The organism is Streptomyces cylindrosporus (assembly GCF_022698165.1).
In the GTDB taxonomy this organism is placed as follows: Bacteria; Actinomycetota; Actinomycetes; order Streptomycetales; family Streptomycetaceae; genus Streptomyces; species Streptomyces cylindrosporus.
Genome location: NZ_JALDAY010000007.1, coordinates 390,796 through 407,025 on the forward strand (window position 1 = coordinate 390,796; position 16,230 = coordinate 407,025).

The 16,230-nt window shown below is 72.9% G+C and carries 17 protein-coding genes and 1 pseudogene; 8 read left to right on the forward strand and 10 right to left on the reverse strand.

Features of this window, described 5'->3' with window-relative positions; genetic code table 11:
• The first annotated feature begins 78 nt into the window (after positions 1-78).
• Positions 79-936 (forward strand): AAA family ATPase, encoded by an 858-nt coding sequence (locus MQP27_RS24430; RefSeq protein WP_242767522.1) that lies wholly within the window; start codon positions 79-81, stop codon positions 934-936.
• Entirely contained in the window at positions 933-2,288 is a 1,356-nt protein-coding gene (locus MQP27_RS24435; protein ID WP_242767523.1) for a vWA domain-containing protein, read from the forward strand. Before MQP27_RS24430 ends, MQP27_RS24435 begins: the two co-directional genes overlap by 4 nt.
• 10 nt (positions 2,289-2,298) lie before the next feature.
• On the opposite strand, the gene MQP27_RS24440 is transcribed toward MQP27_RS24435, so the two are convergent.
• A complete protein-coding gene (locus MQP27_RS24440; protein WP_242767524.1) occupies positions 2,299-2,664 on the reverse strand; it encodes a cupin domain-containing protein in 366 nt (121 codons plus the stop codon).
• A 173-nt stretch (positions 2,665-2,837) separates the two neighbouring features.
• On the opposite strand from MQP27_RS24440, the gene MQP27_RS24445 reads away from it, so the two are divergent.
• Positions 2,838-3,233: a nuclear transport factor 2 family protein gene (locus MQP27_RS24445; protein WP_242767525.1), complete on the forward strand. Its 396-nt coding sequence runs from the start codon at positions 2,838-2,840 to the stop codon at positions 3,231-3,233.
• An 8-nt stretch (positions 3,234-3,241) separates the two neighbouring features.
• Here the strand turns inward: MQP27_RS24445 and MQP27_RS24450 are convergent, their stop codons facing one another.
• The 6 genes from MQP27_RS24450 to pdxR form a co-directional block, all read right to left on the reverse strand.
• Positions 3,242-4,228, reverse strand: a complete 987-nt coding sequence (locus MQP27_RS24450) for a threo-3-hydroxy-L-aspartate ammonia-lyase (RefSeq protein WP_242767526.1) — start codon at positions 4,226-4,228, stop codon at positions 3,242-3,244.
• Positions 4,225-4,914 carry a helix-turn-helix transcriptional regulator gene (locus MQP27_RS24455; protein ID WP_242767527.1) on the reverse strand — a complete coding sequence of 230 codons (690 nt, stop codon included), beginning with the start codon at positions 4,912-4,914 and terminating at the stop codon, positions 4,225-4,227. The genes MQP27_RS24450 and MQP27_RS24455 overlap by 4 nt, the downstream gene beginning before the upstream one ends.
• Before the next feature lie 49 nt (positions 4,915-4,963).
• The gene (locus MQP27_RS24460) at positions 4,964-6,295 is read right to left on the reverse strand and encodes a DUF8825 domain-containing protein (protein WP_242767528.1); all 1,332 of its coding nucleotides are present in this window, start codon (positions 6,293-6,295) and stop codon (positions 4,964-4,966) included.
• Between the two features lie 90 nt (positions 6,296-6,385).
• Positions 6,386-7,621, reverse strand: a complete 1,236-nt coding sequence (locus tag MQP27_RS24465) for a 4-hydroxybenzoate 3-monooxygenase (protein WP_242767529.1) — start codon at positions 7,619-7,621, stop codon at positions 6,386-6,388.
• 58 nt (positions 7,622-7,679) lie between these two features.
• Positions 7,680-7,949, reverse strand: a complete 270-nt coding sequence (locus MQP27_RS24470; protein WP_242767530.1) for a hypothetical protein — start codon at positions 7,947-7,949, stop codon at positions 7,680-7,682.
• A 144-nt stretch (positions 7,950-8,093) separates the two neighbouring features.
• The gene (gene pdxR, locus MQP27_RS24475) at positions 8,094-9,656 is read right to left on the reverse strand and encodes a MocR-like pyridoxine biosynthesis transcription factor PdxR (RefSeq protein ID WP_242767531.1); all 1,563 of its coding nucleotides are present in this window, start codon (positions 9,654-9,656) and stop codon (positions 8,094-8,096) included.
• 21 nt (positions 9,657-9,677) lie between these two features.
• Between pdxR and MQP27_RS24480 the strand changes: the two genes are divergently transcribed.
• Positions 9,678-10,703 carry a DMT family transporter gene (locus MQP27_RS24480; RefSeq protein WP_242767532.1) on the forward strand — a complete coding sequence of 342 codons (1,026 nt, stop codon included), beginning with the start codon at positions 9,678-9,680 and terminating at the stop codon, positions 10,701-10,703.
• A 306-nt stretch (positions 10,704-11,009) separates the two neighbouring features.
• Here MQP27_RS24480 and MQP27_RS24485 read toward each other — a convergent pair.
• Positions 11,010-11,336: pseudogene (locus MQP27_RS24485) on the reverse strand (VOC family protein); the annotation flags it as partial.
• Between the two features lie 46 nt (positions 11,337-11,382).
• Positions 11,383-12,348 (reverse strand): pirin family protein, encoded by a 966-nt coding sequence (locus tag MQP27_RS24490; protein ID WP_242767533.1) that lies wholly within the window; start codon positions 12,346-12,348, stop codon positions 11,383-11,385.
• A gap of 122 nt (positions 12,349-12,470) precedes the next feature.
• On the opposite strand from MQP27_RS24490, the gene MQP27_RS24495 reads away from it, so the two are divergent.
• From MQP27_RS24495 to MQP27_RS24505, 3 genes are all read left to right on the forward strand, one after another.
• Positions 12,471-12,995, forward strand: coding sequence for a MarR family winged helix-turn-helix transcriptional regulator (locus tag MQP27_RS24495; protein ID WP_242767534.1), 525 nt, complete (start codon positions 12,471-12,473; stop codon positions 12,993-12,995).
• Positions 12,992-13,435: a winged helix DNA-binding protein gene (locus MQP27_RS24500; RefSeq protein WP_242767535.1), complete on the forward strand. Its 444-nt coding sequence runs from the start codon at positions 12,992-12,994 to the stop codon at positions 13,433-13,435. The genes MQP27_RS24495 and MQP27_RS24500 overlap by 4 nt, the downstream gene beginning before the upstream one ends.
• A 68-nt stretch (positions 13,436-13,503) precedes the next feature.
• Positions 13,504-13,851: a tetratricopeptide repeat protein gene (locus tag MQP27_RS24505; RefSeq protein WP_242767536.1), complete on the forward strand. Its 348-nt coding sequence runs from the start codon at positions 13,504-13,506 to the stop codon at positions 13,849-13,851.
• Between the two features lie 112 nt (positions 13,852-13,963).
• On the opposite strand, the gene MQP27_RS24510 is transcribed toward MQP27_RS24505, so the two are convergent.
• Complete coding sequence (locus MQP27_RS24510) at positions 13,964-15,409, reverse strand: PepSY-associated TM helix domain-containing protein (protein ID WP_242767537.1); 1,446 nt, start codon at positions 15,407-15,409, stop codon at positions 13,964-13,966.
• Positions 15,410-15,561: 152 nt separating this feature from the next.
• On the opposite strand from MQP27_RS24510, the gene MQP27_RS24515 reads away from it, so the two are divergent.
• Entirely contained in the window at positions 15,562-16,215 is a 654-nt protein-coding gene (locus tag MQP27_RS24515; RefSeq protein ID WP_242767538.1) for a peptide deformylase, read from the forward strand.
• Positions 16,216-16,230: the final 15 nt, after the last annotated feature.

Below are 16,230 nucleotides of genomic sequence, written 5' to 3' on the forward strand. Positions count from 1 at the left end.
GGTGAACAAGCGCTTAGATAGTGAGCCAGGTATCGCCGAGATGGTGAGCCAGGTATCGCCGCCGACCGGGAGGCCCCGTTGTTCACATCCGTCGACGACGTTTCCGCGCGTCTCGCCGCGACCGGCTATCTCGCCTCGCCCGCGGTCGCCACGACCGTCTTCCTCGCCGACCGCCTCGGCAAGCCGCTGCTGGTCGAGGGCCCCGCCGGGGTCGGCAAGACGGAGCTCGCCAAGGCCGTGGCCGAGGTGGCGGGGGCCCGCCTGGTGCGGCTCCAGTGCTACGAGGGCGTGGACGAGTCCCGGGCGCTGTACGAGTGGAACCACGCCAAGCAGCTGCTGCGCATCAGCGCCGGCCGCGACGAGACCTGGGACGAGACGCGCACCGACGTCTTCAGCGAGGAGTTCCTGCTCTCGCGCCCGCTGCTCACGGCGATCCGCGGCGACGACCCCAAGGTGCTGCTGATCGACGAGACCGACAAGGCGGACGTCGAGGTCGAGGGCCTGCTTCTGGAGGTGCTCAGCGACTTCCAGGTGACCGTGCCCGAGCTGGGCACCATCGCCGCGACCCGCCGCCCCTTCGTGGTGCTGACGTCGAACGCGAGCCGTGAGCTGTCCGAGGCCCTGCGCCGCCGCTGCCTCTTCCTCCACATCGGCTTCCCGGACGAGGAGTTGGAGCGGCGGATCGTACGGCTGAAGGTGCCGGGGCTCGACGAGGCGCTCGCGGCGTCGGTGGTCCGGGTGGTCGGCGCGCTGCGGGCCATGGATCTGCGCAAGGTGCCGTCGGTCGCCGAGACGATCGACTGGGCCCGTACGCTGCTGGCGCTCGGCGCCGACACCCTCGACGAGGCCGTCGTACGCGACACCCTGGGCGTGCTCCTCAAGCACCAGGACGACGTCCTGAAGGCGGCGGCCAAGCTCGACCTGGACGCGGTGTGACCGCGCCCGGCGTCGCCGACCGGCTGACCTCGCTGGTCGGGGCGCTGCGTGCGCACGGCATGCGGATCGGCACGGGCGAGACCGTGGACGCGGCCGAGGCGGTGGCGGCGCTGGGCCTCGCGGACCGGGAGCTGCTGCGGGAGGGCCTGGCCGCCACGCTGCTGCACGGGCCGTCCCAGCGGCAGGTCTTCGACCCGGTCTTCGATCTCTACTTCCCGAGCGCGATCGGCGGGCCCGAGTCGCGGCCCGCGAGCCGTGAGGACCTGCGCGAGCGGCTCGCGGCGGCGCTGGCGGCGGGCGATGTCATGCTCATGGGGCAGCTGGCGGCGGAGGCGGTCGACGGCTTCGGCGGCTACGGTTCCTCACCGGAGACGGCGGGCTGGTCCTCGTACCAGACCCTCGAACAGCTGCGTCCGCAGACGCTGTTCGCCCGCGTGCGCGACAGCGTCCGGGCGCGCAACGGGGCTTCGGGGTTCACCGACCGGCTGCTGGAGGACGAGATCCGGCGGCGGATCGAGGTGTTCCGCCGGCAGGTGGCGGTCGAGGCGCGGCGGCGGGTTGCCGAGCGGCGCGACCGGGACATGCTCGCCCGGCGCGCGGTCGCGACGACCCCGGACCGGCTCGACTTCCTGTACGCCGGGAAGCTCCAGCTCGACGAGTTGCGCAGGACGGTTCAGCCGCTGGCCCGCAAGCTGGCGACCCGGCTCGCGGCGCGCCGGCGCCGGGCCGCCCGCGGCAGCATCGATCTGCGCCGCACGCTGCGCGGCTCGCTGTCGACGGGCGGGGTGCCGATGAAGCCGGTGCTGCGCAGACGCCGTCCCGCGCGCCCCGAACTGGTCCTGCTGTGCGATGTGTCGGGGTCGGTGTCCGGCTTCTCGGACTTCACGATGCTGCTGGTGCAGGCGCTGCATGACCAGTTCAGCAAGGTGCGGGTGTTCGCCTTCGTCAACCGGATCGACGAGGTGACCGGGCTGCTGGAGCACGGCGCGGCCGACGCGGAGGGGCTCGGCGCCCGCATCCGCGCCGAGGCGACGCTCACCGGCTGGCACGGCAGCAGCGACTACGGCGTGGCCCTGGGCGAGTTCGCGGAGCGCTACGGCGACGCGGTGGGCCCGCGCACGACGGTGTTCGTGCTCGGCGACGCCCGTACGAACATGAGCGACCCGAACCTCGCGGCCGTCCGGCAGATCGCCGAACGGGCCCGCCGCTTCTACTGGTTGAACCCGGAGCCGCGCGCCCAGTGGGGCACCGGCGACTCCGCGGCACCCGAGTACGCCGACGTGGCCGGCATGCACGAGTGCCGCAACGCCCGACAGCTGAGCGAACTCGTCGCCCGCCTGCTGCCGGTGTGACCCCTGAACGCTAGCTGCCCTGCGCCTTCGCGTAGTCCGTCGCCATGCCGCCGGCGAAGTCGTACACGACGCACGATTCGTCGCTGACCACCCAGGCGTCGTGGCCCGGGGTTATCACGAACACGTCGCCCGGTCCGACCTCCTGTTCGGCGCCGTCGTCCATGCGTACCCGCATACGGCCCGATACGCAGTACCCGTTGTGGTGCACCTGGCAGCTTTCCGTACCCGCGATGGGTCCCACGGACTCGGACCAGCGCCAGCCCGGCTCGAAGGTCCCCACGGCGAAGTCCAGTCCGCTCATGTGGACCGCTTCGAGGTGACCGCGCGGGAAGTCGCGCCGCTCGTCCGGCTTCTCGACAGCCTTGATCTCGATCATGACGGCTCCCTCCATTGCGAGCCCCACCCACCACACCATCGTCCGCCCGTCCAGCCGGTGCCGCCATCCGAAGGAATGCGCATTCCTCGGATCGGCGGACAATCCGCTCGAACGGGCGGAGAATGGTCCGCGAGGCCGCACATCGCCGAAGCACTGGAAAGGTGGCGATCATCGTGGCTGAACACCCGCACGCACAGCTCGTCCGCAAGGGCTACGAAGCCTTCTCACGCGGTGACATGGACACCCTTCGCTCCCTGATGACCGCCGACGCCACGCATCACGTCCCGGGCAGCCACCCGCTGTCCGGCGACTTCAAGGGCGTCGACGCGACACTCGACATGTACCGCCGGCTCTTCGAGGAGACCGCCGGCACCCTACGGGTCGAACTGCGCTCGATCCTCGTGGACGGCCGGGGCCACGCCGTCTCCGTGCACCGCTTCACGGGCGACCGGAACGGCAAGCACATCGACGAGACCGGCGGCATCGTCTTCCGGATCGTCGGCGACAAGATCACGGATCTCGACGAGTGCGTCGAGGACATCGACGTCGGCAACGAGTTCTGGTCCTGACGCCTCCCTCAGCGCGGACCGCTCGGTGATCCGCACAGCTCGGCGAAGCGGTCCGCGTCCACATTGCCGCCGGAGACGACGACGCCGATCCGGCGCGGAAGGGAACCCGCACGCCCGGCGAGCAGCGCGGCCAGCGGGGTGGCCCCGCTCGGCTCGACGACGATCTTCAGCCGTTCGAACGCGAAGCGCATCGCCGCGCGGATCTCGTCGTCGGACACCAGGGCGATCCCGTCGACGAGCCTCCGGTTCACGGAGAACGTCAGCTCGCCGGGCGTGTGCAGGGCCTGCCCGTCGGCGATGGTGTGCGGCACGGGGATGCTGATGCGCCGGCCCGCCTCCAGGGACCGCTTGGTGTCGTCCCCGGCCTCCGGCTCGACGCCGATCACCCTGATCCGCGGGTGCAGCCCCTTGGCCGCCGTGGCGCTCCCGGCGATCAGCCCACCACCGCCCACGGGCACGACCAGGGCGTCCAACTCCCCCGCTTCCTCCAGGAGTTCGAGGGCGGCGGTACCCTGCCCGGCCATGACGTGCGGATGCTCGTACGGCGGGACGAGCGCGAGCCCCCGCTCGGCGGCCAGGGCCTCGGCGACGGCGACGCGGTCCTCCGTGTAGCGGTCGTACGTCACGATCTCGGCGCCGTAGCCCTCCGTCGCCGCCCGCTTCGAGCGCGGGGCGTCCTCGGGCATCACGATGACCGCGGAGGTGCCGAGTTCCCGTGCGGCCAGGGCGACGGCCTGGGCGTGGTTGCCGGACGAGTAGGCGGCGATGCCCCGGGAGAGCTGCTCGGGGGTGAGCCGGGAGGCGGCGTTGTAGGCGCCGCGGAACTTGAAGGCGCCCACCCGCTGGAAGTTCTCGCACTTCAGGTGGACCTCGGCGCCGACGAGGGCGTCGAGGGTGCGTGAGCGCAGGACGGGGGTGCGGTGGGCGACGCCCTCGAGCCGGGCGGCGGCCTCGCGGACGTCGTCGAGGGTGACCGGTGGGGCGGTGGTCGTCACGCGTGTCCTCCAGCGGGGGTCGGGTCGGTGTCGGCGCGGGCCTGGGAGAGGTAGCTGTAGGCGGAGGCGCGGGAGATGCCGAGCCGGCCGGCGACCTGTTCGACGGCGCGGCGCACGGCGAAGACGCCGTGTCCGTCGAGGCTGCGGAACAGGTCGAGGCGCTCGGTTCGGTCGAGTGCGGCCCAGGCGCGGTGCCGGCCGAGGTGGTGGGCGTCGAGGACGGCGTCCACGACGGAGTCGATATCGTTGCCGAAGGTGGTGACCGGAGCCTCGGCCGCGCTCGCCCCGAGTCCGGCGAGGGCGCCGAGCAGGGCGTGGGCCTCGCCGACGGCGGTGACGTCGACGTTGACGCACAGGGCGCCGAAGACGGCCCCGCCGGAGTCGCGCAGCACCATGGTCGACGCCTTGAGCAGCTTGCCGGCCCCGGTTCGCGTGACGTAGTTCAGCTCGTCGGCCGCCTCGTCGCCGCGCGCGAGGACCCGCATGCCGATCTCGCTCATCGCGCCGCCCACCGCCCGGCCGGTGACCGAGCCGGCGACGGCGACGACCGACTTCTCGGGCCGCCGGTAGTCGTGCAGCACCACCTCGCACACCGGTCCGAAGGTGGCCGCGATCCCGTCGACGACGGGCCGCAGCGCGGCGAGGATCGCGTCCCGCTCGGCGTCACGGGTCTGCTCGGTTGCCATGCCGGTCAGACTACCCGTCCAATTGCTGGACGAAAAGTCCAGGGCGGGTTCAGATCATGGTGTCGTGGGTCGCCGCGTACGTCAGTGCCTCCCGTGCCGCGTGCCGGTTCCCGACCGTCTCCCACCAGGGGTGGGTGTGCATCTCCTCGGCGAGCCGCCGGCACCGCTCCCGCGCGTCCGCCAGGCGCTCCCGCTGCTCGCCGGTGATCTCGGCGCGCCCAGCCGCGATCTCGGCCCCGCTGGGCAGGCGCGCGACGATGTCGGCGCAGTGCTCCAGCGCCCGGGTGAAGGTCCGGCGGGCGGCGACGAGGTCGCCGGGTATGACGAACTCGCCGACGGTGAAGGGCCGGGAGAACTCCGACGCCCCGGGCTCGCTGTGCCACAGCGAGGCGTCGATGGGCAGTCCGTCGTCCCGGGCCCGGGTCAGCTCGGCGGGGGTACCGGGCTCCGGGCCCTCGCGGCCCGCCTTCCAGAGGTCCGACCGGCTGTCCGTGCCGTTCGCACGCCGCTGCGTCGGCACCCCGGGCAGGGGTTCGGGGCGTCCTTCGAGGAACTCCTCCTTGTCCGTCGGGGTGACCCACATGTGCCAGCCGCGCCGGCCCGCCGCCGGATGGGGCAGGTACAGCGAGACCAACTCGCCGGTCGCCGTGCGCCGGATGACGTCGTCGTAGTAGAGACCGCGTACGGGCTCCCACAGTGCGTGCCTGCCGCCGCAGCGGCCCGCCCCCCGCTGCGGACAGGGCACGGGGTTGCTCCAGTCGCAGCGGGACATGTGCAGGTGCTTGACCCCGCCGCGCACCGGCAGCGCGGCCCGGTCGGTGACGTCGCGCCAGCTCTGTACGTTCAGCCGGGCCCAGGGGGCGCGGTCTATCGGTATCGCGTTCTCGTTGTTGACGAGCCACAGCGGGGTGAGCCCGGCCTGGTGGGCGAGTCGGGTGCGCTCGTCGACGGAACCGCCCGCTATCGCGGCGAGTTGGATTTCGTAGGCGAGCCGGTGATCGTCGGCGCCCTCGACCGTCACGTCCACGCGGCCCTTTCCCGGCTCTCCGCCCTCGGGCCGGCCCACCCGGAATCCCTCGCCCGTGGCGACCTTCGCCGTGTATTCGCCGAGTGCCTTGTGGAGATCGATTTCGGCCTGGGTTTCGGGGCGCTCTCCCTTTGCCACGTGCATCGCGTGCGGACGGCCGTTGACCTTGCGGATCGTCATGAAGCCGGGGCAGACGAAGCCTTCGTCCTCATGGGCTTCCAGGCAGTACAGAAGATCCGGCTGGTAATTGCCGTAGATCTCGTCGAGCAGCCGCGGGTATTCGGGGTGGCCGAGATCAGCCTCGGTCAGGTCGAGCGTGATTCCGAGGCCCCTGTGCCAGACGCTGTAGGTCATATGGCGAGAGTAGGACGCGCCACTGACAATGGGCCCGGCCATGATCGGCAACAGCCCCGGAATGCGGACCTCTTGATATCTGTCGGGGACTCACGGAATCCGGCTGGACTCGGGATCCAGGCCCGTCATGAGTTCCGCGAAAGCGCCCGCGGCTGCCCGTGAGGTGAACAGCCGGTCGAGGCGGGCGCGCGCCAGGTTGCGGAGGAAGGGGCCGGAGCGGGTGTCGTCACCCGCGTCGTGGACGGTCCGGGTCAGCCAGTGGGAGAACTCCTGGTCGTTCCAGACGCGCCGCAGGCAGCGCCGCGAGTACGCGCGCAGGCCGGTCTCGTCCTGGTCGTCGACGAAGTCCCGTACGGCGCGGGCGAAGAGGTCGGCGTCGTAGAGGGCCAGGTTCATGCCCTTGCCGCCCATGGGGGACACGATGTGCGCGGCGTCCCCGACGAGGAACAGGCGGCCGTGCTGCATGGGGTCGTGGACCAGGCTGCGGAGCCGGAAGATCTCGCGGTCGGTGATCGGACCGGAGGCGAGGGCGGGGTCGCCGAGTCGGCTGCGCAGGGCGTCCCAGACGCGGGCGTCGGGCCAGGCGTCGGTGCGGTCGTCGGGCGGGCACTGGAGGTAGTAGCGGCTGCTGTGCGGGCCGCGCGGGAAGTGGGCGGCGAAGCCGTGCGCGCTGACGGCGAGGAGCGGGTGTGCCGGGGGCGGGGCGTCGGCGAGGACGGTGAGCCACCCGATGCCGTGGTCGAGGGAGTGCGCGGTGAGGGCGCCTTCGGGTACGGCGGTGCGGCTGACGCCGTGATCGCCGTCGCAGCCGGCGACGAAGTCGCAGGTGAGGGTGGAGCGGGTGCCGTCGGCGGTGCGGTAGCGGACGGTGGGCCGGTCGCCGGTCAGGTCGTGCAGGGAGACGTCGAGGGCCTCGAAGCGCAGGTCGCCGCCGTCGGCGAGGTAGGTGGCGGTCAGGTTCTGGACGAGCACCTGCTGGGGGCAGAGGCGGGCCCCGGGGCCTTCGGAGCCGTCGCTGTCGGAGACCAGGTGGCTCTCGCCGTCCACCCGGAACTCCAGGATGCCGTCGTGGGGTGGACCGCCGAGCACGCGGTCGGCCAGTCCCCAGGCCTCGAACATCCGCACGGCGCGGGTCTCGACGATGCCGGCGCGCTGGCGCTGTGTCACGTACTCGCGGGACCGGCGCTCCAGGACGACGCAGTCGATCCCGCTGCGGCGCAGCAGGTTGGCGACGGTGAGTCCGGCGGGGCCCGCGCCGATCACCACGACGGTGGTGGACTCGGCCGGCTCTCCCGGTTCCGCCAACTCCCCAGCGTTCTCCGCCACTTGGCCACCTCCGCAGTCAGGGTAGCCGAGCGGTTCACAGGCGTCCCGCAGGTGGCGGTCAGCGGTCGTATGCGAGACGCGCCGGGCTCGGGACCGGGCCGAGGGCGCCGGAGCGGCAGTCGTCACGCGGGCGGTGCCCCCGGGTTCCACGGCGGCGGGTTGCGGCGTCGTGTCCACCCGCCCGGCGACGGGGTCGGACCAGCCGGTCCGTCCCGCACGGAGTCGAGGTCTCCGGGTCGAGGGTGGCGACCATGCACCGCACCGGGTGATGGGTGTCGGCCGTGCCGGTGACGCCGTCGGCGGTGCCGGCGTGGACGGCGAGGCGCACGCCCGGCGCGTGCACGCGGGCCGAAGCCGGGCGTCGAGAACCGGTCCTCGACCAGGACGAGGAACGGGTCGGTCGGCATGAAGATCAGGGCCTGGTGGTCGACCTGCGGCTGGTCGGTGACGCGGTTCAGGATCCGCTGTTCCGTCAGTGGTGTGGAAACGCGCGGAGGGCCTCGCCGAGCAGGGCGACGCCCTCCTCGATCTCGTGGGCGGGGCCCGCCGCGTAGCCGAGGACGAGGCCCGGTCGGCCGGGGGTGATCCGGTGCCAGGACAAGGGGTGCGCTTTGACGCCCTTCGCGAGGGCGGCCGCCGCGAGGTCGGTGTCGTGGAAGCCGGTCCCCCGGTCGTCGAAGGTGAGCATGAGGTGCAGACCGGCCGCCGCCCCGTGGACGCGGGCGCCGGGCAGATGGGTCTCGATCGCCCGCAGCATCGCGTCCCGGCGCCGACGGTGGCGCAGCCGCACATGGCGCAGATGCCGTTCCAGCTCGCCGGAGTCCATCAGCCGGGCCAGGACCAGCTGGGTGAGGACGCCGTTGCCGAGGTCGGCGTAGCGTTTGGCGGCCACGACGGTGTCCAGCCGGTCCGGCGGTACGAGGAGCCAGCCCACGCGGAGCGCGGGTGCGAGGAGTTTGGAGACGCTGCCCGCGTAGCAGACGCCCTCCGGCAGCAGTGAGCGCAGCGCCGGGACCGGCGGCCGGTCGTAGCGGTGTTCGGCGTCGTAGTCGTCCTCGACGACCACCCCGCCCTCGGCCGCCCAGGCGAGCAGGTCGCGCCGGCGCTCCCCGTCGAGGACGACCCCGGTGGGGAACTGGTGGGCCGGCGTCATCAGCACCGCGCGGGCCCCGCTCGCGCGCAGCGCACCGACGTCCAGTCCGCCCGCGTCCACCGGGACGGGGACGATCGTGTGGCCGCCGTACTCCAACTGCTGGCGCGCCCCCAGCGATCCGGGGTCCTCGACGGCGACACGGCGGATCCCCTCGGCCCGCAGCAGCTGCCCGAGCAGCGCGAGGGCCTGCGCCACGCCCGCGACCACCACCACCTCGTCCGGGTCGGCGCGGATGCCGCGGTTGCGGGCCAGCCAGCCGACGACGGCCCGGCGCAGGGCGGGGGCGCCGCGGGGGTCGCCGTAGCCGAAGTCGGCCGGGGTGACACTCGCGAGGACGGCGCGTTCGGCGCGCAGCCAGCCGGTGCGGGGGAAGGCGGCGAGGTCGGGGACGCCCGGGGAGAGGTCGATGCGGCAGGGCAGAGCGCGGAGGGCGTCGACGACACCCTCGCGGTCGGCGGAGCGGAAGACCGTGGACGTACGGTCCGGGGCCTGATCGGACGGTGCCTCGGGAGGCCGGTCGCGGGGTGCGGCCGGTGCCGCCACGACCACCGTGCCGAGCCGGCCGCGACCGGCGATCTGGCCGGACTCGGCGAGCCGCCGGTACGCCTCGGTGACCACGCCCCGGGTGACGCGCAGTTCCTCGGCGAGCACCCGGCTGGCGGGCAGTCGCGTGCCGACGGGCAGCCGGCCGTCGGCGATGGCCGACCGCAGCCGGTCGGCCAGCCACGCCGTGCGCCCGCCGGCGGGTGCCTGGCCGATGTCCAGCTGGAGGAAGTCGGAGCCGATGGCCGAGGCACTGTCCGCGGCGGCCGGGCCGGGCGTCGGACGCCAGGTTTTGGACCCCTCGGCGGAGGGTTCTGTGGACCTGCCCATGGCATCCATTGTGCGGGCAGGGTGGACGGCATGGACACTCCTTCCGCCTCGTTCGCCCAGCTCCTGCCCGGCATGGCCGGGATGGTGCTGGTCGGCAGCAGCGTCACCGTCTCGCACGCGCTCGTCGACGCCCCCCTGTTCACCGGCCAGGCCGTGCGGTACATGGCCGCGACCGCGCTCCTCGTGGTCATCGCCCGGCTCGCCGGCGCGCACCTGGTGTGGCCGCGCGGACGGGAGTGGCTGTGGCTGACCGGGCTCGCCGTCACCGGTCTGGTGCTGTTCAACCTGGCCGTCGTGCGCGGTGTCGCCCATGCGGAACCCGCGGTGATCGCCGTGGCGGTGGCGTGCGTACCGCTGGTCCTCGGGGTGGTGGGCCCGCTGCTGGAGCGGCGCAGGCCGAGCCGGCAGGTGCTGCTGGCGGCGCCCGTCGTCATGGCGGGTGCGGTGCTGGTGGAGGGGACCGGCCGCACGGACGCGGTCGGGGTGGCCTGGGCGGCGCTGGCCCTGGGGTGCGAGGCCGCGTTCACGCTGCTCGCGGTGCCGGTGCTGGGGCGGCACGGGCCGTGGGGAGTGTCCGTGCACGCGACCTGGCTGGGCGGAGCGCTGCTGGCCGTCGTCGGCGTGAGCGGTGAAGGGCCTTCTGCGGCAGGGGAGTTGACCGCGTCCCAGTGGGCGGCGCTCGGTTATCTGGCGGTGATGGTGACGGCGGTGGCCTTCGTCCTGTGGTATTCGACGGTACGTTCCGTGGGGGCGGGGCGGGCCGGGCTGCTCACCGGGATCGCCCCACTGGCCGCGGCGGTCGTCGGCGCCGTGTCGGGTGCCGGGGTGCCGGGGCCGTCGGTCTGGCTGGGCATCGCCGTGGTGATCGTCGGCCTGGTCGCCGGTCTGCGGCCCGGGAGGCCGGCCGGCGCTCGGCGCCGGTCATCTCTCCGCCAGTCGGGCGGAGCCGATCTCCACTCCTCCCGCGGGCCCTCCGTGGAGGCTGATCCCGGTGATGCCCGCGGTGCCTCCGGCGTGCACGCGGACCGAGCCGCTCGGCCAGGTGAACTCCGCTGAGCCGTCCCACTCACCGACCTGTCCGCCGAGGACGTCCTCGAACAGGCGCCGCGAGAGGGCCGGGTCGGTGGAGCCCAGGTGGGTCGGGCCCAGCCGTGTGGGGGTCGCGGCGGCGGGCGTCTCCCACAGGGGCGTCCACCACAGCGGCTCGGTCGCTCCCGCCACGGCCGGCATGGACGAGGGATCGCGGACGGCGCTGCCGACGAGCTCGCTCGGATCCGGGTAGTCCTTGTCGGACTGGGCGAGCTGGATGACCGTGCGGTGGACCGGATCCGGCATGACGAAGGCCTCGCGCCAGGCCGGATGGCCGTAACTCTCGCCCACCACGGTGAGACCGAGTGCGCGCACCCGGCGCACGGCCGTTCTCAGGTCGGGGACGGTGAAGGTGAGATGGTGCGGTCCCTCGCCGCGGGCCGTGAGGAAGCGGCTGAGGAATCCGGCGCCGACGGGCTCCAGCAGCTCCAGCCGGCCGCCGCCGTCGGCCGAGCCGACGTACAGGAGCAAGTACCGGAATTCCGGGAGGACTTCGCCGCAGACCGGCACCGCTCCGAGCTCTCGGCGCAGCCGTTCCGCCCAGGCCATGGCGTCGTGCACCGCGAAGGAGGTGTGGTCGATGTCGAAGTCCGGCTTCATGCGGCGGCCGGGGTTCTGAGCTCCGGAACCTCGGCGGACGGTGCCGTCAACGCACCCTCCCCCGCGGCTTCAACGGCACCGGCGGCAGTTCCGGAGCCGGGAGCGGCGCACCGTCGTACCCCTTCACCTCGCCGAAGCGGGTGCCCGTCATCCAGTCCTCGCGGGCCTGGGCGATCTCCTGCTGGGTGCGGCCGATCCAGTTCCAGAACATGATCAGCTCTTCCTCGAACGGCTCGCCGCCCAGGAGCATCAGGCCGGCGTCCGACTCGGCGCGCAGCGGGAGTTCGGTGCGGCCGCAGCCGAGGTAGAGCATCGAGCCGGGCAGCACGGGCACGCCGTCGACGTGGGCCTCGCCGGACATGGACAGGACGGCGTACTCGAAGTCCGGTTCCAGCGGCAGGCGTACGTCCGCGCCGCGGGCCAGCGCGAGGTCGGCCCCGACGATCGGGGTGTACGTCGTACCGGGCGAGGTCGCTCCGTCCAGGCCGCCCAGGATCAGCGTGGCGTGGAGGCCGGGGGCCGTCACGACCGGCAGTTCGGCGTGGTGCTCGAAGTGGGGGTCGGTGTGCCGGTGTCCGTCCGGGAGGGCGACCCACAGCTGGGCGCCGTGCAGGAGGCGGGCGTGCGGGCGGGGGCTCTCCTCGGAGTGGCTGATGGCGCGGCCCGAGGTCATGAGGCCCAGTTCGCGGGGGCGGATCGTCTGGAGGCTGCCGGTCGAGTCGCGGTGCAGCACCTCGCCCTCGTGCAGCCAGCTCACCGTCTGCAGGCCCATGTGCGGGTGCGGCGGGACCTGCATGCCGGGCTCGTCGGCGATGTCGTCGGGGCCGTAGTGATCGACGAAGCACCAGGCGCCGACCATGCGGCGGCCCAGGTTGGGCAGCAGCCGGCGGACTTCGGTCGACTCGCCGAGCTTGACGCGGCGAGGGCTGAGGAGTTCACGCACGGGCTCCGCCACCACGAAGCCACGGCCACCGCACAGGGCGGGAACCGGCTCGCGATCAAGATTGCTCATGGCGACAACCTAGTCCCGCCGCGGCCGTCCCGTCAGTCCGTCACCGTGCTGTCACTCGCCCCGGCTCGATGCCGTTCGAAAAATAGTAGCCATGTATATAGTAGCCATGTACTGTATTCGTCATGAGCAAGGGTTCCAGGAGCAAGGGTTCCGAGAAGGCGACGCCGGGGTTCCTGGTGTGGCGTCTGTCGATGAAGTGGCGGGTGGCGGTGGACCGTGCGGTGGCCCCGCTCGGACTCACCCACGCGCAGTACTCGCTGATGGCCTCGCTGTACGGCATGCAGCGCGACGGCGAGCGCCCCAGCCAGCGCCGCCTCGCCGACCACACCGGCCTGGAGCCGTTGTACGTGTCCAAGCTGGCCCGCGCCCTGGAGGCGTCCGGCCTGCTGGAGCGCACCCGGGACCCCCGGGACCCGCGGGCCGTGCAGCTGACCCTCACCGAGCAGGGCCGGGAGGTCACCGGGCGCGCCGTCAAGGTCGTACAGGGACTGCTGCGACAGCTGCTCGCACCCCTCGGCGGCCTCGACAGCCCGCGCGCACGGGAGTTCACCGCCGATCTGGCGACCCTGCTCGACGCACCTCTTGATCCGTCCATCGAACATGTCGACAGCGTCGACAGCAGTGACAGCGACAAGGAGCAGTCATGACCACCACCGCACTCAAGGCCGACGCCCGCGCCCTCGGTCTGGCCCACTACGCCGCCCGCGCCGCACTGGAGAGCGTGCTGGGCCGGCACGGCGCCACCTTCCAGCAGCAGATCACCCTCCGGCTCGTCGTGGTCGCCGAGGGTCCGGTCGAGCGGGCGGAACTCGTCGCGCAGGTCGTCGGCTCGCTCAAGGTCGCCACGGCGGAGGCCGAGCAGGTCGTCGAGGAGCTGACCACCAAGGGGCTGCTCTCCGCCGAGGCGTCCCGGGTCCTGGTCACGGAGGCCGGCCGGGAGTTCTACGACACGGTGAGCGCCGAGTCCTCGAAGATCTCCGCGCGGGTCTGGGGCGACATCCCGGAGGAGGACCTGGCCGCCGCCGGGCGCGTCCTGGCCCTGGTGACCGAGCGGGCCAACGCCGAGCTGGCCGCGGCGTCCGTCTGAGCCACCCCCACAACTCGTTGAATGTTCAACCATCTGTCGTGGTTGTGGTACGCCGAAGGAGGTCAGGAGTGGACACGACGTACTACGACCACGGAACACCGGCGGAGCGCTGGGAGCGCGCCCAGATGTTCTTCGCCGCCAAGGACTACGCCGCCGCCGCGCGCGTGCTGGGCGGGCTGGTCGAGGAGGTGCCGGAGCAGACCGGACCGCGGCTGCTGCTGGCCCGCTCCTACTACCACTCGGCCCAACTGCGGCGCGCGGAGAGCGAGTTGCGCATCCTCGTGGAGCGCGACCCGGTGGAGCACTACGCCCGGCTGATGCTCGGCCGCACGCTCCAGCGGCAGGGCCGACGGGAGGAGGCGGCCTCGCATCTGCGGATCGCCTCCGCGCTGGCGGGCGACTTCGAGCAGGTCTGAGTCCGAACAGGCCTGAGCGACACGGTACGAGGGGACGGCCGGGCCCGGTTCCACAGAGGAGCCGAGCCCGGCCGTTCCGGCATACGGGGCGCCAAGTCCCGTACCCCTGCGGCTACTTGACGGCAGCCTCGGCCGCGCCCCGCCGCCTCCGGTGCGCGATCTCGCCGAGCACGACGTCCGCGACGAGGAAACCGGCCAGCGGGATGCCCAGGAGCGGGACGAAGTAGCCGAGGACGGCTGTGGCGGCGACGCACGGCACCAGGATCTGGGGCGGCACCTGCTGCCAGGCACCACGCGGGATCGGACGGCCGAAGGAGGAGCCGCGGCCGCGCTGCCACCACATGCGGTAGCCCCAGACGATCAGCAGGACCAGGGAGAGGGCGAGCGCCATCAGGGCGATCTGGTTGACCAGGCCGAAGAGGATGCCGGTGTGCAGGTCGATGCCCCAGCGGGTCAGCTTGGCCAGCAGCGGGTAGTCGGCGAACCGCAGCACGTCGGTGACCTCGCCGGTGGCCGGGTCGACCGCGACCGAGTCCTGCTTCTCGGGCCAGCTGCGCTGCACCTGCTTGACGACGTAGGCGGACTCCGCGTCGGCGGGCGGCACGATCTCCACGGGGTCGGTGAGCCCCTCGGAGCGGGCCGCGGCCAGCACCTTGTCGAGCCCGACGCCGTGCTCGGCGTCCCCGGAGGACGCGGCGGCGCCGTGGCCCGCGTGGTCGCCCCCGGCCGCGGACGAGACCGACGGGGTGGCCTGGCCGAGGGAGGTGCGGAGCGTGTCGATGTTGGCGCCCGCGTAGGTGGACCAGGTCAGGCCGGTCGCCGACAGGAAGACGAAACCGGCGGCGGCCCAGACGCCGACGGTGCCGTGCAGGCCCAGCGTGCGCCGCCGGCCGCTCGTGCCGCGCACCTTCCGCAGGGCCCGGCGGCGGGAGAACCACAGCACCAGACCGCCGCCCGCGATGACCCACAGCCAGCTCGCGGCGAACTCGCTGTAGAGCCGGCCGGTGTCCCCGAGGTGCAGGTCGCGGTGGAACTCGTCGATCCAGGTGCGCAGCGGCAACGCGCCGGTGGAGCCGTACTGTTCGAGCGCGCCACGCACCTTGCCGGTGTACGGGTCGACGAAGACCGCGAGAGTGTGGTCGGGGTCTATGCCCTTGACGCCGGCCAGCAGCACGCGGGTGGTGGCGTCGTCCTCGGGGGACGGGCGGACGGCGGAGACGGTGCCCTCGGGATGGGCCTTGCGGGCGGCGGTGACCTGCTCGGAGATCGGCAGCTTGGTGTCACCGACCTTCGCGACGGTCATCTCATGGGCGTACACGAGCCTCTCGGCCTGGAACGCTCCGGCGTAGAGGAAGCCGGTGACGGCTGCGATCAGCAGGAACGGGGCGACGAACACTCCGGCGTAGAAGTGCAGGCGCAGGACGAGCGGTCGCAGCGATGCCCAGGGGCTGGGCGACGGTGCCGGGGCGGGGTCGGCTTTCGGGGCCTCGTCCGATGGGGGTTCTTCCCCCGCTCGGGCGAGGCCGAGGGCGGGAGAGGTCGAGGGGTCGGTGGACATCGGCGCTCCGGGGGACGGGGGCGGGGACGGGACGGTGTGAGGCTGTAGCGGTCCAGTAGTCGGAGCGGGAGGGCGCCGAGTTCCCGGAGGCACGCGTGGCGTACGTCACACGCCGGGACGTCCGTTCCCGGCCGCCGTGGCATGCTGGCCCGATGGCAACTCCCCGTGACCACGCGCCCCTTGCCGACCGGGTCGAGGAACTCCTCGCCGCGGACGGCCCGCTGCCGATCGTCGCGGCCGGCGACCCGGTGCTGCGCCGCGGCACCGAGCGCTTCGACGGCCAGCTGGACACCGCGCTGCTGGCCCGCTTCGTGGAGGCGCTGCGCGTCACGATGCACGCGGCACCGGGCGTGGGCCTGGCCGCACCCCAGGTCGGTGTTCCCCTGCGGATCGCGGTGATCGAGGACCCGGCGCCGGTGCCGGACGAGGTACGGCTGGCCCGCGGCCGGGTCCCGCAGCCGTTCCGGGTCCTGGTCAACCCCTCGTACGAGCCCCTCGGCCCGGCCCGGGCCGCGTTCTTCGAGGGCTGTCTGAGCGTCCCGGGCTGGCAGGCCGTCGTGGCGCGGGCCGCGGAGGTGCGGCTGACGGGCGAGGACGAGCACGGGCGCGCCCTGGACGAGGTGTTCAGCGGCTGGCCGGCCCGGATCGTGCAGCACGAGACGGACCACCTCGACGGAACGCTCTACCTCGATCGCGCCGAGCTGCGGTCATTGTCGTCGAATCAAGCGATGGCGGAGCGATGGGGGCAGGCGACTCCACAAGAGGCCGCGACCTTGCTGGGTTTTGACCTGCCGTCACCAACGTGAAGAACGTTTCTGCAG